Source organism: Pararhizobium sp. (assembly GCF_035497515.1).
GTDB lineage: Bacteria > Pseudomonadota > Alphaproteobacteria > Rhizobiales > Rhizobiaceae > Pararhizobium.
Genome location: NZ_DATJDJ010000200.1, coordinates 1 through 7,122 on the forward strand (window position 1 = coordinate 1; position 7,122 = coordinate 7,122).

The 7,122-nt window shown below is 61.4% G+C and carries 9 protein-coding genes; 8 read left to right on the forward strand and 1 reads right to left on the reverse strand.

Going from position 1 to position 7,122, the window contains the following annotated elements:
• Positions 1 to 122 precede the first annotated feature (122 nt).
• From VL202_RS20955 to VL202_RS20970, 4 genes are all read left to right on the forward strand, one after another.
• The gene (locus tag VL202_RS20955) at positions 123 to 308 is read left to right on the forward strand and encodes a hypothetical protein (RefSeq protein ID WP_325466003.1); all 186 of its coding nucleotides are present in this window, start codon (positions 123 to 125) and stop codon (positions 306 to 308) included.
• Entirely contained in the window at positions 272 to 940 is a 669-nt protein-coding gene (locus tag VL202_RS20960) for a DJ-1/PfpI family protein (protein ID WP_325466004.1), read from the forward strand. Before VL202_RS20955 ends, VL202_RS20960 begins: the two co-directional genes overlap by 37 nt.
• 159 nt (positions 941 to 1,099) lie before the next feature.
• On the forward strand, positions 1,100 to 1,483 hold the full coding sequence (locus VL202_RS20965; protein ID WP_325466005.1) for a hypothetical protein: 384 nt from the start codon (positions 1,100 to 1,102) through the stop codon (positions 1,481 to 1,483).
• 75 nt (positions 1,484 to 1,558) lie between these two features.
• A complete protein-coding gene (locus VL202_RS20970) occupies positions 1,559 to 2,932 on the forward strand; it encodes a PepSY domain-containing protein (protein WP_325466006.1) in 1,374 nt (457 codons plus the stop codon).
• A gap of 38 nt (positions 2,933 to 2,970) precedes the next feature.
• Here VL202_RS20970 and VL202_RS20975 read toward each other — a convergent pair whose 3' ends face one another.
• A complete protein-coding gene (locus tag VL202_RS20975) occupies positions 2,971 to 3,414 on the reverse strand; it encodes an Lrp/AsnC family transcriptional regulator (protein WP_056339345.1) in 444 nt (147 codons plus the stop codon).
• A gap of 140 nt (positions 3,415 to 3,554) precedes the next feature.
• Between VL202_RS20975 and VL202_RS20980 the strand changes: the two genes are divergently transcribed.
• The 4 genes from VL202_RS20980 to VL202_RS20995 all read left to right on the forward strand — a co-directional run.
• A complete protein-coding gene (locus VL202_RS20980; protein WP_056339348.1) occupies positions 3,555 to 4,604 on the forward strand; it encodes an ornithine cyclodeaminase in 1,050 nt (349 codons plus the stop codon).
• A gap of 184 nt (positions 4,605 to 4,788) precedes the next feature.
• Entirely contained in the window at positions 4,789 to 5,604 is an 816-nt protein-coding gene (locus VL202_RS20985) for a DUF3100 domain-containing protein (protein ID WP_056339350.1), read from the forward strand.
• Positions 5,605 to 5,616: 12 nt separating this feature from the next.
• Positions 5,617 to 6,120, forward strand: coding sequence for a hypothetical protein (locus tag VL202_RS20990; protein WP_325466007.1), 504 nt, complete (start codon positions 5,617 to 5,619; stop codon positions 6,118 to 6,120).
• Between the two features lie 35 nt (positions 6,121 to 6,155).
• The coding region (locus tag VL202_RS20995) for an amidohydrolase (RefSeq protein ID WP_325466008.1) at positions 6,156 to 7,122 on the forward strand (967 nt) is incomplete at its 3' end.

The following is a 7,122-nucleotide window of genomic DNA, read 5'->3' on the forward strand; positions in this document are numbered from 1 at the left end:
TGCTGCTCGGCTACCGGCTCTTCCGCCCGGGCCTCAAACCACGACGCAAGCGGGCTTCGAACGCCGCACCGCAGGCCTTCCGGCCTCGCGTTTCCTCCTCAAACACGCAATAGGATTTCAAGATGATCAGCCCGATCGACCGCCGCAATTTCATGGCCATCGCGGCTTTGCTGGCTTCAAGCGCGGCATTGCCGGCCTCTGCCGAAGAGCAGGCCAAGGGCGGCCATGAGCAATCCATGATGAAACTCCGCCCGATGCGCCGAAAGTCGCCATGCTTATCTATCCCAGGATGGTGGCGCTTGACCTGATTGGCCCGATGACGGTCTTCAACATCCTGCGTTTCGATGTACAGCTTGTCTGGAAAGACAAGGCACCGGTTTCCACCGATGTCGGGCTTTCGTTTACGGCAACGCAGACCTTCGAGGAGTGCCCGAACGATCTGGACATCCTGTTCGTCCCGGGCGGCATCCTGGGTACGATCGACTGCATGAACGATCCCGAAGTTCGCGCCTTCCTTGCCGATCGCGGCGCGCGCGCCAAATGGGTGACGAGCGTCTGCACCGGCGGGCTCGTGCTGGCGGCGGCGGGGCTTCTCCAGGGCTATGACGCGACGGCCCACTGGGCGGTCGCCGATCTCCTGCCTCTCATGGGCGCACGCCATGTCGATAGGCGCATCGTTCGCGATCGCAATCGGATGACCGGCGGCGGCGTCACCGCCGGCATAGACTTCGCGCTGGCGCTGGCCGCCGAAATGCGTGGAGAAGAAGCCGCGCGGCGGGTTCAGTTGATCATCGAATATGCGCCGGAACCGCCGTTCAGGAACGGAACGCCGCAGGAGGCAGGGGCCGAGCGGGTCGCCGATATGCGCAAGAGCCGCAAATGGATGGACGATCAGGCCCGAATGGCGGCCGAACTGGCCGGCAAGCGAATTGGCATCTAGCCGGCGCTCCCAAGGCGTAAAAATCCACGATCGTGATGGCAGCGCATCAACAAAGTCTCGTCTCCGTGTCCCGTCCTGCGGACAGAATAGAGCAAACTGTCGCATTGACGGCATTTGCAGGCAAAGTTAGACAAATGGCGAATGGGAGACAGGAGCGAGATGCGAAATGCATCCGTCATTCTAAGGGGAATTTTACATCTCGCCTGCGTGATGGCGCTGGTGATGATCAGCTTTGCCCACAAGCCCCTTTCAGCCTATCCGCTTGACGCACAAATCCCGAACTACCAGTTGCCCGACGGCAGTTTTGCGTCCATCTGCTCCGACAACCATGCCGCCAAGCCGAACAGTGCGAAGGACTTCGGCTGCGAAGCCTGCCGGCTGGCCAATGGAGTTCCAGTCCCGACGCCGCCCAGCCTGGGCAGTATCGCCTTGGCGTTTTCACAAGAAGTCAGGGTATTCGAGCGGCGCCAGCTTCTTGTCGTGGCGCGCTATCCCCCGAGTTCAGGCCCCCGTGCCCCACCCATCAGCCTGATGTTCGTTTAATCGGCGCAACGGTTTGTCCGTTACGCCAGAGCATCACGCGGCCTGCCTTCAGCGGCTGCCAAGCTGGTATTTATCATGGCAAACCTCACTCTGGATTCCGCCCCCGCAACGAATGTCGGGCAGGTTTCCCTCTATCGCGCGATCTGGCGCTGGCATTTCTTCGCTGGCCTGCTCGTCATTCCGTTTCTGCTGAACCTTTCGATCACCGGCAGTCTCTATCTCTTCAAGGACGAGATCAACGACACCATCTTTGCCTACCGCAACATCGTCGCCGATGGCCCCCGGTCCCTCAAGCCCTCCGAGATCGTTGAAAACGCGACCGCCGCCGTCCCGGGCACCGTCGTGAACTATCGGGAGCCGGCCGACAGCACCCATTCCGCCCTCGTCACCATATCCAGCGATGCCGGAAACACCCTCATCTTCGTCGATCCGCATGACGGCCGGATTCTCGATCATGTGGCCTCGAACAATGAATTCAATTGGGTGGTCAAGAAGATACACAGCCTCGAATATTTCGGGACCTACGCGAACCACCTCGTCGAGATCGTCGGAGGCTTCGCTCTCATGCTCGTGGTCACCGGCCTCTATCTCTGGTGGCCTCGCCAGCGGACCGGCGGCGTGCTCAGCGTTCGCGGAACGCCTTCCAGGCGCGTTTTCTGGCGCGACACGCATGCGGTCACCGGGGCCGTCGCCGGCCTGTTCATCTTCTTCCTCGCTGCTACGGGAATGCCTTGGTCCGGCTACTGGGGCGCAAACGCCAATGCGTGGCTGACGACAAACGGCTACGGCTATCCCGCCGAACTGTTCGATGCGGTTCCCGCCTCCGCCCTGTCGACCCATCACGTTGTCGAGCAGCCGGGTTGGATCGTCGAGAATGCGCCCGTTCCGGAATCCGATACCCACGCCGGTCATGACATGGCGCAGCCGATCGGCCTCGATGCCGCAGTCGATATCGCCAGGAACGCCGGCATGGCTGCGGGCTTCGACGTGGCGATACCCGGCGACCGGAACGGCGTCTACACGGCATCGATCTTTCCCGAAGACCTCTCGAAGGAACGAACGATCCATATCGATCAATATTCCGGCGAGCCGCTGGTCGATATTTCCTACGACCAGTTTCCGACCGTCGGCAAACTGATCGAATGGGGCATCAACGTCCATCAGGGACAGGAATGGGGAAGGATCAACCAGATCCTGATGCTGGTTACCTGCCTGGCGATCATTCTCATGTGCATGTCTGCTATCGTCATGTGGTGGAAGCGCAGACCCTCCGGCAGCCTCGGGGTTCCTCCCATGCCGCCCAGGAAGAGCGTCTATATCGGGCTCTGGATCATCGCGGCCATTTTCGGACTGGCTTTCCCGATGTCCGGGATTGCCATCCTCGTCATGGTTCTGGTCGACCAGGTCGTCCTTCGCCTCGCCCCGCCGCTGAGACGTGCCTTCGCGTGAACCAGTGCGCCCGCCGTTCTGGCGGGCGCAATCCCGTATCAAACGCTGCTCAGCAGCAGGCTCGTTTCGCTGTTCGACACCCCGTCGATCATCCTGACTTCCCGCAAGACACGGTCGAACTCGCCAAGGTTCGCCGCACGGATATTGGCGACGAGGTCCCAATTGCCATTGGTCGTATGCAGCGCATGCACTTCCGAAAAACCACGCAATTTGCGGATGACCTGCGTGGTCGATTTTCCGACGACCTCGATCATCATGACCGCATGGACCGCATTGTCGTCGTAATCCTCGCGCGCACGCACGGTAAACCCCATCAGGGTTCCCGTCGCGACAAGCCGGTCCAATCTGTTCTGGACGGTGCCGCGGGAGACGCCGACGACTTCCGCGAGTTTGGCCAGCGAAGCGCGACCGTCCACGCGCAGATGTGCGATGATCATCCGGTCCAACTGGTCCGGCCTGTATTTGGCGACATCGTTGCTCATCGCGGAACTTTGGCGGATTTCACAATCGGGTTGATCATATTTTGTATTCCCGGACGTTTTGTAAGGCGTTAATGCGATTTTGTTCAGTATGACTTAGCCTTAGGCTGGCTGCAATGTTCCAGTTGCGCAGGAGAACAAGCATGTCCGCCCCCCTTCCCTCCGAGAAGGCCATGGTTCCTTTCGTCAGTGTCGAAAACATGATGCGGCTTGTTCATCACGTCGGCATCGAGACGATGCTGTTCGAATTGACCGATGTCATCGAAAACGACTTTCGCCGGTGGGAAACATTCGACAAGACGCCGCGGGTCGCCAGTCATTCGCATGATGGCGTCATCGAACTGATGCCCACCTCCGACGGCACGACCTACAGCTTCAAATATGTCAACGGTCATCCGAAGAACATGGCGGAGGGATTGCAGACGGTGACGGCGCTCGGCCTGCTCGCCCATGTCTCGACGGGCTATCCGGTGCTCCTGACCGAGATGACCCTGCTGACGGCGTTGCGCACGGCGGCAACCTCGGCGATGGCCGCCCGTCACCTCGCGCCCCACGGCGCGCGCACGATGGCCATCATCGGCAATGGTGCCCAGGCTGAATTCCAGGCGCTGGCAATGAAGGCCGTCTGCGGCATCAAGAATGTCCGGCTCTTCGACATCGATCCGCGGGCGACGGCAAAGGCAAGCCGCAATCTGGAAGGCTCGGGCCTCGCCATCACCGCCTGCAAAACGGCGGAAGCGGCCATCGAGGGCGCGGAAATCGTCACCACCTGCACGGCGGACAAGCAGTACAATACCATCCTGACCGACAACATGATCGGCGCCGGCATCCATATCAATGCCATCGGCGGCGATTGCCCCGGCAAGACGGAACTCCACAAGGATATCCTGCTGCGCTCCGATACCTTTGTCGAATACCCGCCGCAAACCCGCATCGAGGGCGAAATCCAGCAGATGGACGCCGATTTCCCCGTGACGGAGCTTTGGAAGGTCGTTACCGGCGAGGAGCCCGGGCGAAAGGATCACCGGCAGATCACGCTTTTCGACAGCGTCGGCTTTGCCATCGAGGATTTTTCGGCGCTCTGCTATGTGCGCAACCGCATAGCGGGCACCGACTTCTTCCAGGATCTCGACATCGTCGCAGACCCGGATGATCCGCGCGACCTGTTCGGCATGCTGCAGCGCGCCCGATAAGGGTGGATGGGCCAGGATGGACAAGCGTCCGGCGATCTTCGCCAGGCCCTGACGTTGCGAATGTGTTGTCTAGGGCGCAACACCTCGTTGCACCCCGGACGGCTAGCACTTTCCGTCGGTTCCCCGATACTCGGCGCGTCCGCAACGGTAGGCGTACAGTTGCCTGGACAGGGGAGGGAAACCTATGACGAAACAACGCGCCGCCTTCAGCGGCATCTATCTTCATTTGACCGTTCTGGCGATCGTGATCGTCGCCGAGCTCATCGGCATCATCAAACTGCCCATCGGCATCGGCACCGTGATTTTTCTGCCGATGCTCTATGCGTTTGCGCTCGGGGTCGTGTTGAACCCGAACATTCTCAAAGCCACCGGCAAGTTCCTCAGCCATGACAGCGTCAAGCTGTCGGGCACGATGATCACCGTCGCGATCATGCCTTTCATCGCCAAATTCGGAACGACGGTCGGCCCGCAGATCGAGGCCGTCATCGCCGCCGGCCCGGCCCTGATCGTGCAGGAGATCGGCAATCTCGGCACCATCGCGCTCGCCTTCCCGGTTGCCGTCTTCCTGTTGCGCATGGGACGCGAAACCATCGGCGCCGCCTTCTCCATCGACCGCGAGCCGAACCTGGCCCTGATCGTCGATAAATATGGCCTCAACAGCCCTGAAGGCGCCGGCGCAATGGGCGTTTACGCGACCGGCACCCTGATCGGCACATTCGTCTTCGCCATCATGCCGCCGCTGGTCCACGGCTTGGGCGTTTTCGATGTGCGTGCCCTTGCCATGTCATGCGGCGTCGGCTCGGGCAGCATGCTCGCAGCCTGCACCGGATCCCTGGTTGCAAGCGTTCCGGACCAGAAGGACCTGATCCTCGCCCTGGCCGCCGCGAGCAACATCCTGACCTATGCCACGGGACTGTATGTCGGCGTCTTCGTCGCACTTCCGCTGACCGAATGGCTTTATCGGAAAGCGCGTCCCAACGACATCGGCAACCCGGCTTGAGGGAGAGATAAGATGAGTGCTGCAGACATCAAAAATACCGAACTTCCGGCCCAGCCCGAGGACGAACGCAAGATCGACATCGCCGGACATTCCGGGCTTCTGCTCGTGGCGGCCGTCATGGGACTGATCGCAAACTGGGTGGCGACGGGGGTCAGCCCTGTGACTGCCTTGCCGGGCATGGTGATCCTCTACGTCGTCTCCGTCATCGGCCTGGCGCTGGCGCGCTTTGCGCCCTTTTACCTTCCGAGCGTTGCCTGGGTTTCGCTGGTGGCCATCCTGATCACCATTCCAGGCGTGCCCGGCGCAGCCTATGCCACCGAAAAGGTCGAGGCCTTGAACTTCCTTGCGCTCGCAACGCCGGCGCTTGCCTATGGCGGCCTCGCGCTGACCCGCAACGAGTTCCAGATTGCCCGCCATTCCGGCTGGAAGATCGTCATCGTGGCGATCTGCGTGATGTTCGGCACCTATATGGGTTCCGTCATCATAGCAGATCTCATGCTGCGGATCGGTGGCTGACACGCCAACTCCTACGTTAGAACGGATTGAAGAACATGCTGACGGACGGTATCTCCGCGATCGAAATCGAAGAGGCCGTCCGTTGGCGCCGCCACCTTCACACCCACCCCGAACTCGCCTTCGAGGAAACCGAGACTGCCGGCTTCATCGCATCAAGGCTGGCCGAATGGGGTTATGCCGTTCGCACCGGACTGGGCAGGACCGGCCTTGTCGGAACCCTGAGCAAAGGCACGTCGACACGGGCCATCGGCCTGCGCGCCGACATGGATGCCCTGCCGATCGCCGAGCAGACCGGATTGCCTTACCAATCCACGCGGCCCGGCAAGATGCACGCATGCGGGCATGATGGTCATGTCGCCATGCTGCTGGCGGCGGCCCGGACACTATCCCGCCTCCCCTTCGATGGCACGGTCCATCTGATTTTCCAGCCAGCGGAGGAAAACGAGGGCGGCGCGCGCGAGATGGTCCGCGATGGGCTCCTGCGCGAATTTCCGATGGACAGCGTCTATGCCGCGCACAATTGGCCGGCGCTCGATATCGGCTCCTGCGTTGCCCGTGACGGCGCCATGATGGCGGCCTTCGGCACCTTCGAAATCAATGTCATCGGCAGTGGCTCGCACGGCGCCATGCCGCATGAAGGGGCCGACCCGGTTCTTGCCGCCAGCCATGTCGTTGCAGCACTGCAAAGCATCGCCAGCCGCAACATTTCGCCACTCGATGCCGCGGTGGTTTCGGCGACCCAGATTCACGGCGGCGATGCCTGGAACGTCATCCCGGAACGGGTCGTCATCCGCGGTACCACGCGCTGGTTCTCGGAAGAGGTGGGCAAGAAGGTCCCACGACGCATCGCAGACATTGCCGCGTCGGTTGCGACCGGCTTCGAATGCCGTGCCGAAACCCTCCACGATGCGCGCTATCCGGCGACGCTCAACGATGCGGGCTGCGCAGCCTTCGTGCGTGCTGCCGCGAAAGACCACGGTCTCACGGTCATCGACGCCCCGC